Annotated in this window: 14 protein-coding genes; 5 read left to right on the forward strand and 9 right to left on the reverse strand. The window is 68.6% G+C overall.

The window, feature by feature from the left end; genetic code table 11:
- Positions 1-66: 66 nt before the first annotated feature.
- Entirely contained in the window at positions 67-1473 is a 1407-nt protein-coding gene (locus ACOZ4I_RS03315) for a dihydrolipoyl dehydrogenase family protein (RefSeq protein WP_424003007.1), read from the forward strand.
- A 6-nt stretch (positions 1474-1479) separates the two neighbouring features.
- Here the strand turns inward: ACOZ4I_RS03315 and ACOZ4I_RS03320 are convergent, their stop codons facing one another.
- From ACOZ4I_RS03320 to ACOZ4I_RS03330, 3 genes are all read right to left on the reverse strand, one after another.
- Positions 1480-3399, reverse strand: coding sequence for an ATP-binding protein (locus ACOZ4I_RS03320; protein WP_424003009.1), 1920 nt, complete (start codon positions 3397-3399; stop codon positions 1480-1482).
- An 82-nt stretch (positions 3400-3481) separates the two neighbouring features.
- Entirely contained in the window at positions 3482-4225 is a 744-nt protein-coding gene (locus tag ACOZ4I_RS03325) for a 5-formyltetrahydrofolate cyclo-ligase (protein WP_424003011.1), read from the reverse strand.
- Between the two features lies 1 nt (position 4226).
- The gene (locus ACOZ4I_RS03330; protein ID WP_424003013.1) at positions 4227-5387 is read right to left on the reverse strand and encodes a PGF-CTERM-anchored ABC transporter substrate-binding protein; all 1161 of its coding nucleotides are present in this window, start codon (positions 5385-5387) and stop codon (positions 4227-4229) included.
- Between the two features lie 58 nt (positions 5388-5445).
- Here ACOZ4I_RS03330 and btuC point away from each other — a divergent pair, with 58 nt between their 5' ends.
- The 3 genes from btuC (at position 5446) to ACOZ4I_RS03345 (ending at position 10246) form a co-directional block, all read left to right on the forward strand.
- The gene (btuC, locus tag ACOZ4I_RS03335; protein WP_424003015.1) at positions 5446-6516 is read left to right on the forward strand and encodes a vitamin B12 ABC transporter permease BtuC; all 1071 of its coding nucleotides are present in this window, start codon (positions 5446-5448) and stop codon (positions 6514-6516) included.
- A 29-nt stretch (positions 6517-6545) separates the two neighbouring features.
- On the forward strand, positions 6546-7763 hold the full coding sequence (locus ACOZ4I_RS03340; RefSeq protein WP_424004777.1) for an ATP-binding cassette domain-containing protein: 1218 nt from the start codon (positions 6546-6548) through the stop codon (positions 7761-7763).
- A 74-nt stretch (positions 7764-7837) separates the two neighbouring features.
- Complete coding sequence (locus ACOZ4I_RS03345) at positions 7838-10246, forward strand: DEAD/DEAH box helicase (protein ID WP_424003017.1); 2409 nt, start codon at positions 7838-7840, stop codon at positions 10244-10246.
- A gap of 3 nt (positions 10247-10249) precedes the next feature.
- On the opposite strand, the gene ACOZ4I_RS03350 is transcribed toward ACOZ4I_RS03345, so the two are convergent.
- The 3 genes from ACOZ4I_RS03350 to ACOZ4I_RS03360 all read right to left on the reverse strand — a co-directional run bounded on the left by ACOZ4I_RS03350 (position 10250) and on the right by ACOZ4I_RS03360 (position 12983).
- Positions 10250-11350: an AI-2E family transporter gene (locus ACOZ4I_RS03350; RefSeq protein WP_424003019.1), complete on the reverse strand. Its 1101-nt coding sequence runs from the start codon at positions 11348-11350 to the stop codon at positions 10250-10252.
- A 154-nt stretch (positions 11351-11504) separates the two neighbouring features.
- On the reverse strand, positions 11505-12380 hold the full coding sequence (locus ACOZ4I_RS03355; RefSeq protein WP_424003021.1) for a mechanosensitive ion channel family protein: 876 nt from the start codon (positions 12378-12380) through the stop codon (positions 11505-11507).
- A gap of 189 nt (positions 12381-12569) precedes the next feature.
- Positions 12570-12983: an Lrp/AsnC family transcriptional regulator gene (locus ACOZ4I_RS03360; protein WP_424003023.1), complete on the reverse strand. Its 414-nt coding sequence runs from the start codon at positions 12981-12983 to the stop codon at positions 12570-12572.
- A 102-nt stretch (positions 12984-13085) separates the two neighbouring features.
- Between ACOZ4I_RS03360 and carA the strand changes: the two genes are divergently transcribed.
- A complete protein-coding gene (carA, locus tag ACOZ4I_RS03365; RefSeq protein ID WP_424003025.1) occupies positions 13086-14132 on the forward strand; it encodes a glutamine-hydrolyzing carbamoyl-phosphate synthase small subunit in 1047 nt (348 codons plus the stop codon).
- 576 nt (positions 14133-14708) lie between these two features.
- Here carA and ACOZ4I_RS03370 read toward each other — a convergent pair.
- The 3 genes from ACOZ4I_RS03370 to ACOZ4I_RS03380 form a co-directional block, all read right to left on the reverse strand.
- Positions 14709-15332: a hypothetical protein gene (locus ACOZ4I_RS03370; protein ID WP_424003027.1), complete on the reverse strand. Its 624-nt coding sequence runs from the start codon at positions 15330-15332 to the stop codon at positions 14709-14711.
- A 271-nt stretch (positions 15333-15603) separates the two neighbouring features.
- A complete protein-coding gene (gene carB, locus ACOZ4I_RS03375; protein WP_424003029.1) occupies positions 15604-18855 on the reverse strand; it encodes a carbamoyl-phosphate synthase large subunit in 3252 nt (1083 codons plus the stop codon).
- Between the two features lie 161 nt (positions 18856-19016).
- Entirely contained in the window at positions 19017-19247 is a 231-nt protein-coding gene (locus ACOZ4I_RS03380; RefSeq protein ID WP_424003031.1) for a hypothetical protein, read from the reverse strand.
- Positions 19248-19376: the final 129 nt, after the last annotated feature.

Below are 19376 nucleotides of genomic sequence, written 5' to 3' on the forward strand. Positions count from 1 at the left end.
CCGGTCGTGTCCGTCTCGGACACGGCATTGAAGCCTTTATCCCGCGGCGTCGCCCTAGCCCTCGATATGACTCACGTCGTCATCATCGGCGCGTACGGCAGCGCAGGAGCCGCCGTCGCCGGCGAGCTCGTCGACGAAGAGGGCATCGAACTCACGCTCATCGACGACGGCGACCCCGGCGGCGGGCTCTGCATCCTCCGCGGGTGCATGCCGTCGAAAGAGGTCCTCTCCGCCGGAGCCCACCGCTTCCAGGCGCGCCACGACGAGCGCCTCGTTGGGGACGTCCCGGACATCGATCTGGAGGCCGTCGTCGAGCGCAAGGACGACCACGTCCTGGAGTGGGCCGGCTACCGCCGCGAGTCCATCCACGAGATGGCCGAGCGCGAGGACGTGACCTTCGTCCACGACACCGCGACGTTCGTCGACGACCACACTGTCCGCGCGGGCGGCGAGGAGTACGAGGCCGATTACGTCGTCATCGCCACCGGCTCAAGCCTGAACGTCCCGGACACGCCCGGCATCGACGAGGTCGACTTCATGTCGAGCGCGGACGTGCTCGACGCCACCGAGCTCCCCGACTCCGGCATCGTGATGGGATTCGGCTACATCGGGATGGAGATGGTCCCGTATCTGGCCGAGGCCGGCGACATGGAGCTCACCGTGGTCGAACACGACGACCGCCCCATCGACGAGGCCGACCCGGCCTTCGGCGACGCGGCCCTCGACATCTACGAGGACAACTGGGACGTGACGATTCCGACGAACTGCCACGAGAAGGCACTCGAAGCGACCGAGGACGGCGGCGTCCGCCTCACCGTCGAGTACGACGACGGGAGTGAGGAGGCCTTCGAGGCCGAGCAACTGTTCCTCTTTACCGGCCGTCGTCCCACCGTCGAGGGGCTGGGCCTGGAGAACGCGTCCGTCTCCGCGGAGGGCGACTGGGCACGTGACACGATGCAGACCCGCGACGCCGACCACGTCTACGCCGTCGGCGACGTGAACGGCAAGGAGCCGATCCTCCACGTCGCCAAGGAGCAGGGCTTCACCGCCGCCGAGAACATCCTCCGCCAGGAGGCCGGCGCGACGCCCCAGGCGTACGAGAACGTCCACCACCACGTCATCTTCTCTGGGCTCGGGGTCTACCCGTTCGCCCGCGTTGGCCACAACGAACAGACCGCGAAAGAGGCGGGCTACGACGTGGTGACCGCGACGCGTCAGGCCAGTGACGACGGCGTGTTCAAGTCCAAGGACGTGCCCGAGGGACTGGGCAAACTGGTCGTCGACGCCGACGATGGCACGGTGCTCGGCTGGCAGGGCATGCACTATCACGCCGACAGCTTCGCGAAGACGTTCCAGATCGTCGTCGAACTGGGACTGGACGTGCGCGACCTGCCCGACCGGGCCTATCACCCGACGCTGCCCGAGAACGTCGACGGCCTGATTCGGGACTGCGTGGCCGAACTGGAGTCCTGACGGGGCTCACCCGGTCTCGATGCCGGTCACCTCGAAGCGCGCACCACCGGCCTCGCCCTCGGTCGCTCTGACCCCGCCGCCGTGGGCCTCGGCGATCTGCCCGACGATAGCGAGGCCGAAGCCGGTGCCGTCGTCGCTCGTGGTGTAGCCGCGTTCGAACACCTGCTCGCGGTCGGCTTCCGAGAGGCCCGGCCCGTCGTCTTCGACGAAGAAACCCCGCCCGCCCGGGAGCGTCCCGACGCGGACTGTGACGGACTCGCCGCCGTGTTCGACGGCGTTTCGAAAGAGATTCTCGAAGAGCTGCTGGAGCCGGGTCCCGTCGCCCCTGATCGTCGCGTCTTCGTCCACCAGATCGAGCGTCGCATCGGCCGACTCGACGGTGTTCCAGGCGGCGGTGGCGACGTCGCTCAGCGCGACCTCGGTAGCGTCGACGACCTTGTCGCCGCCGCGGGCCAGCGCGAGCACGTCTTCGATGAGTTCGTCCATTCGTTCGAGCGCGCGCCGGGCCGCGCCGACGTGCTCGGGGTCGCCGTCGTACTCGGCGGCGATGAGTTCCAGCCGTCCGAAGGCGACGTTGAGCGGGTTCCGGAGGTCGTGACTGACGACGTTGGCGAACTCCTCGAGTCGGTTTCGCTCGCGTGTCAGTTCCTCGCGGTGGTGCTCGCGCTCGCGCTCGTAGCTCACCCAGTTGCCCATCAGTTCGACGAGCGTGACCTCCCAGTCGGTGAACGGCTCGCGGGGCTCCGTGTCGTAGAAGCAGAAGGTGCCGTACACCTCGCCGTCGACGACGACAGGCGTCCCGAGATAGCAGGTGATCCCCATCTCGGTGAACCCGGCTCGCTCGGCCAGGTCCGGTGCGTCGGCCGCGATGTCCGCGAGGACGAGCGTCTGTTCCTCGACGACTGCCCGCTCGCAGTTCGTCGTCTCCAGCGGGACGGTGTCGCCAGGCTGGGTGTCCCCCGTCGGGTCCCGGACGATATCGAAGACGTAGGTTTCCCCCTCGATGCGCGAGAGTGCGGCGACGTCGGTCCCGAGCGCCTCGCGCCCGATGTCGAGCAACCGCTCGACCTTCGCTTCGAGGTCCATGTCCTTCCGGGAGACGACGCGGTACGTCTCCCTGAGCGTCTCTTCGCGCTTCCCGAGTTCGCGCTCGTGCTCGCGGCGCTCGGTGACGTCCCGGAAGTACACCGACAGCCCCGTCGCCGACGGGTAGGCGTTCACCTCGAACCACGTTTCGAGCGGTTCGTAGTACGCCTCGAAAGAGACCGCCTCTTGCTCGCGCATTGCTCGGTGGTACTGCTCGTAGAACTCCGTTCCGACCGCCGAGGGGATCGCCTCCCAGATGTCGCGCCCGAGCAGGTCGTCGCCCTCGATCGCAATCTCGGCCGCATCCGAGATGACCTGCCGACCGCGGTCGTTGAGGTAGGTGAACTCCCAGTCCTCGTTCAGTGCGAAGAACGCGTCGGTCATGCGATCGAGGATGCGCGTCTCAGCCCGCCGCGTCGCCACCGCATCGGTGATTCGCTGGCGGAGCACCGCCGTCTGTTCCCCGAGCGGCGTCTTCGTCAGGTAGTCCGTGACGCCGGCGGAGATGGCGGCGCTGGCGACGCGCTCGTCCCCGTCGTCGGTAAAGAGGATGAACGGGAGCGTCGGCCGACTGTCGCGGACCGCTCGCAGCAGCGCCACGCCGTCCCGATCGGGCAACTGATACTCGCTGACGACGCAGTCGACGGCGTCACCGTCCAGCGCCGCGAGCGCGTCGTCGGCCGTCTCACACACTCTCACATCGAACTCGTCGTCGGCCGCCGAAAGCGTCGTGCGAACCGCGGACGCGTCGCCGTCGTCGCCGTCCACGTAGACGACGCGCAGCCGGTCCTGCCGTTCGCGTTCCCCGTGTTGCGTACCGGTCGTCACGGGAGAATCCATACCCACACTATTGTGTGGTAACATAAAGCACTACTGACCGATTCAGTCCGCGTTCGACCCTCCGACGCCGCCGAGCAGGCGCTCACTCGCCGTCGCGGCGGTCCGGCCGACGCGCGGCGAGGACCGGCATCTCGGCGACACGGTCGTCCGAGAGCGCGTCCCAGTCGACCCCCGTCGGCCGCGGGTGTGGCGTCTCCGTCTCGACTGTGCGCCCGGGCGTGACCACCCAGTCCATCGGTACGTCGTGGTCGTCGACCGGGACGGCCGCGTCGACGACGCCCTCGGGCCCGCCGACGACCTGCAGTTCGTGAACCGTCGTCGCGACCGGCGTGTCGTCGTCGACGAGGCCGAGTTCCCGGAGCACGGCGTATTCGAGGTCGCTGTACCCCTCGCCCTTGCCGATTCGCGCGCCGTCCTCGGTGACCGTGACCGATCCCGAGACGACGAGGTCGACGGTCCCGACGGCCTCGGGGCCGACCTGGCGCGCGTGGTCGGCGACGTTCGACACCGCCGGCGCGGCCTCGACGTCGTCCAATTCGGCGGGGTCGAGTTCGTAGAAACACCGCTCGTCTCGCAGGCGCGGCACGGCCATGTACACCGTCTTGCCCGCCCGGAGCGCCGCCCGCCGGACCGGTAACTGCGGCGCGTCGGGGTTCGCTTTCACCGTCTCCGCGGCGTTCCAGACCGGCGTCCCGGTCAGGCGCTCGGCGGCCGCGTCAGCGCCCTCGAAGTTCGGAATCCGGTCGTGGGGCGGGAACGGGAAGCGGGCGACGCCGCGTTCTTCCAGCGCGTCCCACACCCGCTCTCGGACGGCCTGCTTGTCCACGCTAGTCCTCCCGCTGTCGAACCCCGAGTGCGCAGACGAGCGCGAGCAGGCCCGCGAGCGCCGCGACGGCGGTGAATCCGGGGCCGCTGGCGTCGGTCGTGGGCTGGTCAGTGCTCGGCGTGTGGTCCGCGGGCGTCGGCTCGCTCGTCTGGGTCGCGGTGGCCGTCGCCGTACCAGTCGCGGTCGCCGTTCCCGTCGTTCCGTCCGCGTCCGTCTCGGTCGGCGTCACCGCCGACCGGGGGACGTAGCTGTCGGCGTCGTAGCGGTCGGGATACAGCTGTGCGGTGGCGTTGTGCGCGACGTTGACGACGCTCCGGGGCGCGGGCTGATTGAGATCCCTGACCCGCAGGAACACCGTGGCGTTTCGCTCGCCGGCCGTGGTGCTCGCGTAGGGTTCGCTCTCGGCGATGGTCGCCGAGTTCTCGGTGACGAACAGCACGTCGGGGTCCATCCGCAGGATCACTTCGTCGCTGAGTTGCGGGTAGCCCGTGTGGTTGCGCGCGGCGACGTTCTCCGCTCCCACGAGTTCGATGAGCGAACTGATGAACGTGTCCCCGGCGGCCACGTAGCCGCTCCCGAGCGGGTACAGCGCCTCGGGGCGGTCCTCGACGCCGGCGGTCACCTCGCCGATGGCCTCGACGTTCGCGTCCATCCAGTCGTTGGCCGCGGCCGCGCCCTCGCAGTTCCCGGTCAGTCGACCAGTGGTCGCCGTCTTCTCGCGGATGTCGTCGAGGGTCGTCGCGGCGCGGAAGTGATACACCATCAGGCCGGCCTGCCGGAGCGGTTCGACGTCGCCGGCGCTGGCGTTCGGCGCGAGCACGAGGTCAGGCTCGGTCCCGACGGTCTTCTCGACGCTGACGCCGAAACTGGCCGAGACGTTGGTCCGGCTTTCAGCACCGTCCAGATAGCTGGCGTACTGGGTCAGTCCGACGACCTGCGACCGGCCGCCGATCTCCCACATCGTCTGGGCGGCCGAGGGGTTCGTCGTCGTGACGCGCTCCGGGCGCTCCTCGATGGTGACTTCGGTCCCGGTCGCGTCGGTCAGCGTCACCGGGAACGCGCAGTCGCCCGATTGGGCGGCGGTCGACGCCGACGCCGGGGCGGCCCCGACGAGCGAGACGACGAGCAAGAGTCCGATAACCGCGGGCGAGAGTCGTGACATACTGTAGGCGGGCGCCAGGAGCAATAAATACTTATCTACTGCAACTGGGGTTTCATACATGCGTTTCGCGGGGCGTACCGTCGGGTGGTCGGCCGGCCTCATCGCCGTCCTCGGTGCCGTGGTGACGGTGAGCGCCGGGATCGGCCCGGTGTGGATTCCGCCGGCCGCGGTCGCGAAGGTGCTGCTCAACGCCGTCGCGGTCCCGACCGGCGTCTCGCTGTCCGGCCCCGCGTTCGACGTGTCCACGACTCGCCTGTTCGCCTATCCCGTCACCGACCTCCAGACCCAGATCGTCATGCAGGTCCGCCTGCCCCGCATCCTGCTCGGTGCGGTGGTCGGCTTCTCGCTCGCTGCGGCTGGCACCATCATGCAGGGCATCTTCCGGAACCCGATGGCAGACCCCTCTATCATCGGCGTCTCCTCCGGCGCGGCGGTCGGCGCGGTCGGCTACATCGTCGCGCCGGTCGCGATCCCGCTCGGCCTCGGCCTGCGCGGCGCGGCCTTCGCGGGGGCGATCCTCGCCGCCTTCGGCGTCTACCTCATCGCGACGCACAACGGCGAGACGCCCGTCGCGACGCTGCTGCTGGCCGGCGTGGCCGTCCAGACGTTCCTCGGCGCGGTCGTCTCCTTTCTCCTCTTACACAGCGGCGAGAGCATCCGCAGGGCGCTGTTCTGGTTGATGGGGCACCTGAAGGGCGCGTCGTGGCCCGAGGTGACCACCAGCGTCCTCCTCGTCGCCGTCCCGTTCGTCGTCCTGCTGGCCTACGCGCGCGACCTGAACGTCATGCTGCTGGGCGAGGAGGATGCCCAGAGCCTCGGCATCGAGGTCGAGCGGACCAAGCGGGTCCTGCTCGCGCTGTCCTCGGTCGTCACGGCCGCAGGCGTCGCCGTCGCCGGCATCATCGGCTTCGTCGGCCTCATCGTCCCCCACGTCATGCGCCTGCTCGTCGGCCCGGACCACCGAATCCTGCTCCCGACGGCGGCGCTCGCCGGAGCATCGTTCCTCGTCGCGACGGACACGCTCGCGCGATCGGGCAGCGCCGAGGTCCCGGTCGGCATCGTCACCGCCGCGCTGGGCGCGCCCTTCTTCCTGTACCTGCTGCGCAAGCGGGAGGTGCGAGAGCTGTGAGCGACCGCGCCGGGGACCCCCGCGGGCCGATGCTCGACGTGGCCGACCTCTCCGTGGCCTTCGGCGACCAGCGCGTGCTCTCGGGGGTCGACTTCGCGGTGGAGCGCGGGACACTCGTCGGTCTCGTCGGTCCCAACGGCGCGGGCAAGACGACGGTCCTGCGGACGGTCAAGGGGACGCTCGACCCGGACGGCGGGACGGTCCGCGTCGACGGCGACCCGATCTCGGACCGCTCGGCGAAGGCGGTCGGCCGCCTCGTCGCGAGCACGCCTCAGGGAACCGACCTCTCCTTCGATTTCACCGTCAGGCAGACCGTCGAGATGGGGCGGACGCCCCACCTCGGGCGCTTCGACCGGATGGGCGAGCGCGACCACAGCGCCGTCGAGACGGCGATGGAGCGCGCGAGCGTCGCCCAGTTCGCCGACCGGCCGTTCACCTCCCTCTCCGGCGGCGAGCGCCAGCGCGTCCTGCTGGCCCGGGCGCTGGCCCAGGAGACGCCAGTCCTCCTGCTCGACGAGCCGACGGCGAACCTCGACATCAACCACGCCGTCCGCACGCTCGAACTGGTCCGCTCGCTCGTCGCCGACGGGAAGACGGCCGTCGCCGCCATCCACGACCTCAACCTGGCGGCGCGGTACTGCGACGAACTGGTGTTGCTCGCCGACGGGGCGGTCCGCGCCGCGGGCCCTCCCGGCGACGTGCTCACCAGCGAGACGCTCCGGGACGCCTTCGATGCGGAGACGCTGGTGACGACCCAGCCGGGCACCGACGCGCCGCTGGTGACCCCGCTGGCCGAGCGGGAGTCGGTCGACCGCCGCGTCCACGTGGTCGGGACCGGCGCGGCGGCGGCCGACGCCGTCGCGGCGCTCGTCGGAGCCGACTGCCGGGTGAGCGTCGGCGTCGTTCCGGCCGGCGACGCGGCCGCCGAGCGCGCCGCCGAACTCGATTGCGAAGCGGTGGCGGTCCCGGCCTTCGCCGGCGTCGACGACGCGGCCCGCGAGCGCGCGGTTGCCCTGGCAGGGGCCGCCGACGCCGTCGTGGTCGCGGGGGCGGTCGGCGACGGGAACGCGCCGGTGGTCGACGCCGGACGCGTCCGTCTGGGCGTCGAGGCCGATAGCACCGACCACTCGCAGACCGTCCGCGACACGGTACCGCTGGCGGCGTTGCCGACCGCAGTCGCGACCCTGCCACCGCCCGGGGTCGGGGCCGAAGCGACACCGCCCCTCGGTCAGTCCTCGACCGACTGAACGGGTGCCGGCCACTGGCCGGCTTCGGGGCCGAAAACAGCAACACCGATACGCCCCGTCCCCGTATTCCGCCCGTGGACGACACCATCGCGTGGCTCCGCGAGCGCCCGTACTACGAGGGCCAGATCGTCGACGAGCGGACGGTCCCCGGGCGGTCCGGGCGGACGGCCGACTGCGAGGTCGACGACCGCCTCGCGGGCGTGCTCGCCGACGAGGGCATCGAGGACTTCTACGCCCACCAGGTCGCGGCCATCGAGGCCGTCCGCGGCGGCGAGAACGTCGTGCTCGCGACCGAGACGGCGAGCGGCAAGAGCCTCGCCTACACCGTCCCCGCGTTCGAGCGGGCGCTCGACCGGCGCGCGACGGGGCTGTACGTCGCCCCGCAGGTCGCGCTCATCAACGACCAGACAGAGACGCTCTCCGAGCTCGCACAGGGACTGGGATTCGCCTCCGGCGTCTCGGTCGCGCAGTACACCGGCCGGCAGTCCAAATCGGAGAAGGAGGCGATCAGAGAGCGCCAGCCGACGGTCCTGCTGACGACGCCGGACATGCTCCACTACGGCATCCTGCCCCACGCCTACCGCCTGTGGGACTGGTTCTTCCAGCGCCTCGAAACCGTCGTGATCGACGAGGTCCACGGCTATCGCGGCGTCTTCGGCAGCCACGTCTCGCTCGTCATGCGCCGCCTGCAGCGGGTCGCCGAGCGCTTCGACGCGGGAAGCGACAGCGGGACCCCGGGCGGCCCGGAGTGGATTTGCTGCTCGGCGACCATCGGCAACCCCGTCGAACACGCCGCGGCCGTCACCGGCCGGGCGGAGTCGTCGTTCGCGCTGGTCGACGAGGACACCAGCGCCAGCGGCCCGCGCCACTGGCTGCTGTGGAACCCGCCCGAGTACGAGGGCGAGGGCTGGGGCAGCGGCCGGCGGCGGTCGAACCACGTCGAGACCAAGCGGCTGTTCGTCGACCTCGTGGCGCGGGGGCTCCAGACGGTCGTCTTCGCCGGGTCGCGCCAGACCGCCGAGCGATACGCGAGCGACAGTGCCGACGAACTCCGTGACCGCGGGGAACACGACCTCGCGGACGCCGTCGGCGCGTACCAGGCCGCGCTGACCGACGAGCGCCGCCGCGCACTGGAGCAAGGTCTCCAGTCCGGCGACCTCCGGGGCGTCTGGTCGACCAGCGCGCTCGAACTGGGCGTCGATGTGGGCGGCCTCGACGCCGTCCTGCTCGACGGCTACCCCGGCACGCGGATGCGGGCGTTCCAGCAGGCCGGGCGCGCCGGCCGCGGGACCGACCCGGCGCTCGTCGCCCTCGTCGGCGGCGAGGACCAGCTGGACCAGTACGTCCTGCGCAATCCCGACGCGCTGTTCGAGACCGGAGCCGAGCAGGCCGTGACCAACCCCGAGAACGAGCAGTTGCTCCCCGACCACGTCCACGCGGCCGCCTGCGAGAACTGGCTCTCGCCCGACGACGACCGCCACTTCGGCGAGCGGTTCCCCGACGTGGTCGCGGATCTGGAATCGACGGGCGCGCTCGACCGCCGCCAGACCGACCAGGGCATCCGCTGGCTCGGTAACGGCAGCCCGCACCACGAGATGAACCTCCGGACGGTCGACGACCGCGAGGTGAAACTGGTGGCGAAGGGGGACGTCATCGCGACACTCCCCTTCGAGGACGCCCTGCGCGACGCCCATCCCGGCGCGATCTACCACCACCAGGGCCGGCGCTACGAGGTGACAGACCTGGACCTCGCGACCGGTGTCGCCGAACTGTCCCGGACGTGGGCGGACTACTTTACACGCGTCCTGCACGACAAGACCATCACCGTCGAGGCCGACCTCGACGAGCGGCGACTGCCGGCCCGCGAGGACGTGCCGGTCCGCTTCGCCTCGGTGACCATGCGAAAGCAGATCACCGGCTACGAGCGCCGCGACGGCTCCTCGGGGGAGGTCCTCGGCCAGCGCCCGCTCGACCTGCCCGAGACGACGCTGGAGACGAAGGCGCTGTACCACACCGTGCCGTCCGAGCTGGAAGCCCAGATTCGCCGCGGCGAGTACGGGCCCGACGGCGGTCGTGGTGACGGCGACAGTCGCTCCGGCGACACGGCCGCTGACGGCGGTGGGGCCGGTGACTTCCCCGGGTCGATCCACGCCGCCGAGCACGCCGCGATCTCGATGTTCCCCTTCGAGTACCTCTGTGACCGCGGCGATATCGGCGGGCTCTCGACGCCCCACCACCCCCACACCGGCGAGCCGACCATCTTCGTCTACGACGGCTATCCCGGCGGGATCGGCCTGACGCGTGCGGGATACGGCGACATCGGATCGCTGCTGGACACGACGCTGTCGATGCTGCGCTCGTGTGACTGCGCCGACGGCTGTCCGGCCTGCGTGCAGTCGCCCCACTGCGGGAACGCCAACGACCCGCTGGACAAGCACGGCGCGATCCACCTGCTGGACGGGCTGACTGGCGGGTCGAGTTGACAGCTATCGGAAGTCGTCGAGTCGCATCTGGTTCGACGCCAGCGTGTCGGGCTCGTCGGCCCCGAGGAGCCGCGGTAACGCCGTGTTCGCGAATGTCAGTCCGACGACGAGCAGTATCGGGGCGAAGAACAGTCCGTAGAACCCCAGGACAACCGGCCCGAGCGTGTACGCGAGCATCAGGAGGCCGACGTGCGTGTCCTCGCCGCTGAGGAGCGGCCGGAGCACCAGGTCGGGGATGGTGTCGACGACGACCACGGCGACGAGGAGGAAGCCGAGAACGTACACGAGCAGCGCGGATTCGCCGTCGAGAAGCACCGGCAGCGCCGCAATTCCGGTCAGTGGGAGGTAGACGATTTTCATCCCGACGACGGGAATCAGACTGGCGATGCCGGTCAGCGCGCCGGCCAGAGCCGGATACGGGACCTCGACGGCCGTGGGCGCGACCGCGTTGTACCCGGAGAACGCCGCGATGGCGATCAGCGAGATGGCGACGACGTTCAGGAGGTTCCCGAACAGGACCGCCTCGAGTTCCGCGTCGACGGCCTCGAGATACTCGCGGATGATGGCGTCGTCGTCGAACCGGAGCAGCCACTCGCGAATGCGCCGTCCGTCGAGGAGGAGGTAGTACGTAACGATGGTTGTGACGAACAGATTGAGGACGAACGACGAGACGACCGAGGTCAGGACGATCGCGTTCTCGCTGAGGAACGTGACGAACGGTGAGAACTGTCCCGACTGATACGCGGTGTAGAGCCCCTCGACGGTGAAGTCCGGGACGGACTCCGCTCCGTCGAGCCAACTGACGTGCGTTGCTGCCACGTCGATGAGTGCGTACTCGGTGACGAACTGCCGGGCCTGTACGATGAGCAACACGGTCGCGTAGCTCACGATCAACAGCAGTGGGAGCGCGAGCGACGACATGACGACGACCGCACGGATCCGCGCCGGGAGCTTGAGCCGCCGCAGCGACCCGTAGTACCGCCGCGTCGAGTAGTAGAGGAACACCGAGACGGTGAACGCAGCGATGAACCGGAACGCGAGGAATCCGACGACGACCGCGACGAGGAAACCGAAGAGGGCGACGACGAACCGTTTTTCGTCCATATACGTGCCATCTTACCTACGGATATAAACGTATGGCCGTTTTTTCGGCCCGTAATGATGCAGGCCGGTCGGGCGTCCCGTCTTCGTCGTGTCGTCAGCACGCCGATTGTCGCCGGGTCGGACGACCCAGGACTGGATACCACGCCCTCGTCGGTCACTCGGGGCGGTCGCCGACCGGCTCAACGGGGTCCCGAAGCGCCACTTCGCCCGACAGCGAGTGCTGTCTCGTCTCGCTGAGGTCGATGCCCTCGGCGCGACAGGCCTCGTGCACGCCGCGGACGAACGCCGAGTGGACGCTGGGCAGTCGGTTCCGGCGGTTGTTGGGAATCCAGATTCGCCCGGTCACCAGGACGGCGGTGTCGGCCAGTTCGTCGACCCCGACGACCGGTTCTGGCTTCTCGGCGACGTGGTCGATGTCGCGTGCGACGTTCCTGATGATGGCCTCCACCTGGTCGAGGTCGGCGTCGTAGCCGACGCCGAACTCGTAGGAGATGCCGATCGGTCCCGTCGAGGTCCGGTTGGTCACTGCGCTCGTCGCCAGGTCGGTGTTCGGGACGATGATCCGCTCGTTATCCGGCGTCCGAACGCGCGTGACACGGAGGTCGATGTCGACGACGACGCCGCGGTTGCCGTTCCACTCGATCGTGTCGCCGACGTTCAGGTCCGGGTCGGTGACGATGAACACGCCCGAGACGAAGTTTCCGAGCACGTCCTGGGCAGCCAGACCGACGGCGATCGTCACGCCGGCCGCGACGAGCGTCGACCCGGCGAGGGTCCCCTGGAACCCCGCGACGCTCGCTGCGACAACCACCGCGAGGACGACGACGAGAAGGTGACTGACGCTTCCCAGCGCGCTTTCGAGCGTCTGGTCGATCTTCGACCGCTCTAGGCCCCAGCGGATGGCCGGCACGAGGAGTAACCGCCCCAGAAAGTAGAGGACCGCTCCGACGACGAGGAACTCCGCGCCGTCCTCAGCGAGTTGCGCGTACGTCGAGGCGAGGTCCCCCGAAAACGGGTCCGTGACCTGCATACCTGCCGTACCGGGGCGACGACCATGAATGTCAGCCACGCTGACCGACCGCTCGGTCCCGATTTGGCTCACGTGAGTCACGCTCGGGACGCGACCTTTCGCGTCGCTTCGCTATCGCTCACCCCACTCGCTCGTCCAAAATCAGCCTCACTCGGCAAATATCGGTTCTGTGCGTCGCTTCGCTGTCGCTCAGCCGACGCGTTCGTCCAAGATTAGCCTCGTCTTCGTCCCCACGACCTCCTCCAACTCCCGGGCCTTCGTGATGAGTTCGTTGACGGCGTCGGTGTCGGCGGCGTCGACGACGACCACGATGTCCTCCTCGCCGGAGACCTGCCAGACGAAGTCGACCTCCTGCCACTCGGCGATGCGGTCGGTGACGGCGCTGGTATCGACGTTCACGTCGACGCCCACTTCGATCATCGCTTTGACGTTGCCGGTCCGCGTCGCGACGGTAAAGCGTTCGATGACGCCGTCCTCGACGAGCTGTTCGACCCGGTTTCGCACTGTTCCCTCCGACGTCCCGACCTGGTCGGCGATCTCCGTGTAGGGCGTACGGGAGTCCCGGCGGAGGATCGAGAGTATCTCTCTGTCGAGGTCGTCCATCGAGATGCGAGGCTACTCCCGGTCCCGACTTGAGGATTACGAAATTCGAAACTCGGCTTCGAAAGCAACCCTTATGGCCGACAAAAGTATACGCATCTCGTAATGGCTGACGCATACGTGGCGCTGGAGGGTGACCGCGTCATCGAGGCGCGCGCACGCGCTCCCGGCACCGCCCGCGGCGAACTGGTATTCACAACGGCGTACACGGGCTACGAGGAGAGCCTCACCGACCCTTCCTACGAGGAGCAGGTCCTGACGTTCTCGTACCCGCTGATCGGGAACTACGGCGTCCGAGAGGAGCGCTTCGAGTCCGACCGCGTCCACCCGCGTGCGGCCGTCGCTCGCGAGATGACCGACGACGTGGCCGAGTGGCTCGAATCCGAGGGCGTCCCCGCCGTCGATCACCTCGACACGCGCGACATCGTCACCGAGATCCGCGACGAGGGGGCGATGAAGTGCGGTATCGCCGCCGGCCCCGACGTGACCGAGCAGGACGCGCTCGACGAACTCCACGAGTGCAAGCACATGTCCGACCACACGGACATCGGCGCGCAGGTCTCCGTCGACGACGTGGAGACCTACAACGAGGGCGGCGACGGCGCGACCGTCGCGCTCGTCGACTGCGGCGCGAAGGGCTCCATCATCGACTCGCTGGTCGAACGCGACGCCACGGTCCACGTCTTCCCCTACGACGCGAGCGAGGACGACGTGGCCGCCGTCGACCCGGACCTGCTGTTCATCTCGAACGGCCCCGGCGACCCCCAGAACTTCGAGCAGGCCGGCGAACTCGTCGAGACGTACGTCGGCGACGTGCCGCTTGCCGGCATCTGCCTCGGCCAGCAGGTCGTCGCCAACGCGCTCGGGGGCGAGACCGAGAAGATGGAGTTCGGCCACCGCGGCGTCAATCAGCCGGTGCGCGACCTGCGCACGAACCAGGTCGTGATGACGACCCAGAACCACGGCTACACCGTCGCCGAACCCGGCGAGAAGCTCGACGTGACGCAGATCAACGTCAACGACGACACCCCCGAGGGGCTGGAGAACGACGATCTCGACATCATCACCCGTCAGTACCACCCCGAGGCCAACCCCGGCCCGCACGACTCGCTCGGCTTCTTCGACGACGTGCTGGCGATGACTGGGGAGTAGCGAGGGCTCGAACGGAGTGAGAGGCCTCGTTTTGTGCGAACGGTGAGCGATAGCGAGGGGCGCGACCGCAGGGAGCGGCCCTCGGAATTGCGAGCGGGGAGGGACGACCCGCGAGCAGTAGCGCGGTTCGGAGCGAGGAGTAGCGAGGGGCGCGACCGCAGGGAGCGGCCCTCGGAATTGCGAGCGGGGAGGGACGACCCGCGAGCAGTAGCGCGGTTCGGAGCGAGGAGTAGCGAGGGGCGCGACCGCAGGGAGCGGCCCTCGGAATTGCGAGCGGGGAGGGACGACCCGCGAGCAGTAGCGCGGTTCGGAGCGAGGAGTAGCGAGGGGCGCGACCGCAGGGAGCGGCCCTCGGAATTGCGAGCGGGGAGGGACGACCCGCGAGCAGTAGCGCGGTTCGGAGCGAGGAGTAGCGAAGGGCGCGACCGCAGGGAGCGGCCCTCGGAATTGCGAGCGGGGAGGGACGACCCGCGAGCAGTAGCGCGGTTTTCACTCGCATTGCTCGCTCCGAACCGCGAGAGAGAGAGAGAGAGCGATCCCCGGGTTTCGTCAGCAGCCTCGGAGTCCCACCGTCCCTCACTCGCCGTCGTCGATCGGCTGGCCGCGGTAGTATCGCGTCTGCTTCTCCTCGGGTTCCGGCGTCGGTTCCTGCGGTGCGACGGGGCGACCCCGGTACATGACGCGATTGGCGTCGTCGCCGCCGTCGATGGATTCCGGGGCGTCGGTCTGTCGCTCCTCGATGAACGACGCGGCGGCTTCGAGCACCGACTCGTCGGTCTTGCGGTGGACCCAGCAGTGGAACATCTTCCGCGGGGTTCTGAGTGCGAGGCGATGGGCGCGGAACCCGGTCTTGTACGACACGTCCGCGACGGCCTCGTGCGGGACGGAGATGACCTCGTCCTCGTCGTGCTTCCCGACGAGACAGAGGGTCCGGCGGCCGGTGACGAGGACGACGGTCCGGCGGTCGCCGGCCGGCGAGACGGTCTTTCGCTTGGTCCCGAGGCCGATGCCGCGCTTCCCGTTCGTCAGGACGTACGCCGGCGCTTCCCCAACGTCGAGGTAGGTCACCGGCGGTTCGGTGAGCGGCGGCGACTGGGAGAACCGACCCTCGCGGCCCGCGAGGACCTCCATCGTCACCGAGTCGCTGGACGTCATCTCGGCGAGCGTGAACGCCCTGTCCGCGACGTTCCCGTCACTCATCGCTCGCGGTGGCGGCGACGGTCACAGCGTGATGCATACCCCTACTGTGACAGCGGCAGGTAAGAGAATTACGAACGTGGTGTTTTTCGCGCCACTTGGTAGTGAGTAATGAATTGTGCAGGTATTTTGTTGAAGACGACAACGAGACTCTCTCGTCGTATCACGATTCGAAACCCGAACAGCGAACGGTTCGTCGGGGCCGGACCAGTCACTCCCGGTGGGTAGCGCGAAAGAAATAGTCGCGGTCGCTACGGGGTTGTCGTCGGCCGCGTTACTCGGCGCCCCACTCGCGCTGGGTCTTGGGCCGCTCGTCGATGGCCTGGACGGCGAGTGGCTGGTCGGCGGAGTTGATCGCTTCGAGCGCGGCCTCGGCGCTCTCGCGGGTCGAGAAGTACGTCACCGTCTCCTCGACGCAGGCCTCGAGCACGTCGCGGTCGCGGGAGACGACGAGGTCGATCTCGCCGCCTTGGATGGCCTCGATGATGGCCTCGGTGTCCTCGTAGTCGTCGAAGTCGCGCACGTCGAAGTGCTCCTCGAAGCCGAGGATCGGGAGGTCGACGATCGCAGTGCCGTCGAGCGGGATCGGCTTGCCGACGCACATCTGGGCCTTCTGGTAGGCCTTGCCGAAGGAGCCGGCGGTCCCCATGACCTCGCCGGTGGACTTCATCTCCGGGCCGAGGCGCGGGTCAGAGCCCGGCAGGCGGTCGAAGGGCAGGACGACCTCTTTGACCGAGACCTGGTCGGGGATCTGCTCCTTGATGTCGAGTTCGTCGAGCGACGCGCCGGCCATGACCTTCGCGGCGATCTTCGCGATGGGGACGCCGGCGGTCTTCGAGATGAACGGGACGGTGCGCGAGGAGCGCGGGTTCGCTTCGAGGACGTACACCTCGCCGTCACGGACGGCCAGCTGGACGTTCAGCAGGCCGACCGTGTCGAGCGCGTCGGCGATGTCTTCGACGACCTCGCGGATGCGCGGCATCACGTCCTTGATCTCCTGGGAACGCGGCGGGATCATACACGCCGAGTCGCCGGAGTGAACGCCGGCGGTCTCGACGTGCTCCATCACGCCGCCGATGAGCACGTCGTCCTCGTCGGCGACGGCGTCGACGTCCAGTTCCACGGCGTCGGCGAGGAACTCGTCGACGAGGATGGGCTTGTCCGGCGAGACGCGGACGGCTTCCTCGATGTACGTTTCGAGGTCGTCGTCGTTGTACACCACGTCCATCGCGCGGCCGCCGAGCACGTAGCTCGGGCGCACGAGGACGGGGTAGCCGATGTCGTGGGCCAGTTCGAGGGCCTCCTCTTTGGAGGTCGCGGAGCCGCCCTCGGCCTGTGAGATGCCGAGTTCGTCCATCAGCTTGTTGAAGCGGTCGCGGTCCTCGGCGAGGTCCATCGCGTCGACGGAAGTCCCCATGATCTCGCAGTCGAGGTCGCGGCGCTCGAGTTCCTGTTCGAGCGGGTGGCCGATGTCGACGGAGGTCTGGCCGCCGAACTGGACCATCACGCCGTCGGCGTTGGTCGATTCGATCACGTCCGCGACCTCCTCGGCCGTCACCGGCTCGAAGAACAGGCCGTCGGAGGTGTCGTAGTCGGTCGACACCGTCTCGGGGTTGTTGTTGACGACGTGAGCCTCGATGCCGAGTTCCTCCAGCGCGCGGACGGCGTGGACCGAACAGTAGTCGAACTCCACGCCCTGGCCGATGCGGATCGGGCCGCCGCCGACCACGACGACGCTCTCCACGTCGGGGTCGATCTGGAGCTCGTTGCGGTCGATGCCCGAGACCGGGTCGCGCGTCGAGTAGTAGTACGGCGTCGTCGCCTCGAACTCGCCGGCGCAGGTGTCGACGAGCTTGAAGTCGCGGTCGGTGGTGTCGGTCTCGACGGTCTCGACCGTGACACCGGAGCCGTCGGTTGCGGCTTCGACTTCCGCCTCGTCGCCGCCGTCGTCGTCGAGGTCGGCCGGGAGCCAAGAGACGTGCGTGTCGTTGAACTCGCCGCCGGCGAGGGCGGTGATCTCCTGGTCGGTGAAGCCGGCCTGCGCGGCGGTCTCGTAGTCGCCGTTCCGGGCGGCCTGGGCGGCGTCGGCGACCTCCTCGAACCGCTCGACGTACCACCGGTGGATGTCGGTCAGGTCGACGACCTCGTCGACCGTGTATCCGCGCGTGAACGCTTCGAAGATGGCGTAGGGCCGGTCGGGGCTGGCGCGTTCGAGGAACTTCGATTCGAGTTCGTCGTCGTCGACCGTCTCGAAGTCGACGGCCGGGTTGTACTCCGAGGAGCGAAGCGCCTTGAGCAGGCTCTCGGGGAACGTCCGACCGATGGACATCGCCTCGCCCGTCGACTTCATCGCTGTCGAGAGCTCGAACTCGGTGTCCTGGAACTTGTCGATGGGCCAGCGCGGGACCTTCGTCACGACGTAGTCGATGGCCGGCTCGAACGCCGCCGTCGTCTCGCCCGTGATCTCGTTGTCGATCTCGTGGAGGCGCTTGCCGAGCGCGACCTTCGCGGTCACGCGGGCGATGGGGTAGCCCGTCGCCTTCGAGGCCAGCGCGGAGGACCGGGAGACGCGCGGATTGACCTCGACGACTCGGTACTCGCCGCCGGGCGTGCCGTCGTCGCGCCAGGCGTGCTGGATGTTACAGCCGCCCTCGATGCCGAGTTCGCGGATGACCTTCAGCGCGGAGTCGCGCATCTGCTGGTGGCCCTCGTCGGGGATGACCTGCGAGGGCGTGACGACCGTGGACTCCCCGGTGTGGATGCCCATCGGGTCGATGTTCTCCATGTTGCAGATGATGATACACGAGTCGTCCGCGTCGCGCATCACCTCGTATTCCAGTTCGACCCAGCCCTCGATGGACTCGGTGATGAGCACCTCGCTGTTGCGCGAGAGGCGCAGGCCCTTGCGGACGCGCTCGATGAGTTCGTCCATCTCGTCGACGACGCCGGAGCCGGAGCCGCCCAGGGTGTACGTCGTGCGCGCGATGACGGGGAGCCCGCCGACCTCGTCGACGGCCGCCTCGACACGGTCGACGAGCGACTCCTCGTCCAGATCCGTGACGGTCTCGCCCTCGTCGAGGGTGATGGTCGTCGAGCGGGGAACCGGCTCGCCGATGTTCTCCATGCGCTGGCGGAACAGGTCGCGGTCCTCCGTCGCGTAGATGGTGTCGAGCGGCGTCCCCATCACGTCCACGTCGTACTCCTCGAGGACGCCCTCCTCGGCGAGTTCGGCCGTGACGTTGAGTCCGGTCTGGCCGCCCAGGCCGGCGATGACGCCGTCGGGGTTCTCCTTCCGGATGATCTCGGAGATGGCCTCGGTGTTGATGGGCTCGAGGTACACCTTGTCGGCCATCTCGGGGTCGGTCATGATCGTCGCTGGGTTCGAGTTCACGAGCACGACGCGTGCGCCCTCTTCCTGGAGTGCGCGACACGCCTGTGCGCCGGAGTAGTCGAACTCGGCCGCCTGTCCGATCTTGATCGGGCCGCTGCCGATGAGCAGGATCGTACGGTCCTCGTCCGCTGTCATTGTTCCTGCGGAGCCCGCACATCGTAATAAGCCCGGCGAAACAATGCGAAGCTCGAAGCCGAATTTCGAATATCGTAATGCGGCTCCGTCACACGGGCATGCGTCGCACGCTCAGTCCGTCCGGTCGTCGAACCGTGCGCCGCCGGGACCACTCCATGGGCTCAGTTGCCGCTGTCGGGGACCCGGTAGCGGTAGGGCTGGTCACGGATGACTTCGACCTCACCGGTCTGGGCGCGGCGACCGAGGATCGTCGCGATACGGTGGGCGCTGTCGAAGTCCTCGTCGTGTTCGGCGAGCAGGTCGAGAATTTCGCTGGCCGTCATCGACCCGTCCGCGTCGGCCTCGTCGAGCACCGTCAAGATGCGCTCGAACTCGCCGTCGCGCATAGCCATACACATCTACAGTACCTGATTCCCCATATAATGCCGTCAGACAGCAGTCAGACGGCCGATTTGGGGAAATCGAGGGACGGCGAGCCGGTGAGAGTGTCGGACGACGACGGGGTCGCTGTCTGTCGCCGT

Origin of the sequence: Haloarcula salina (assembly GCF_049603855.1) — an archaeon.
GTDB classification, from domain to species: domain Archaea; phylum Halobacteriota; class Halobacteria; order Halobacteriales; family Haloarculaceae; genus Haloarcula; species Haloarcula salina_A.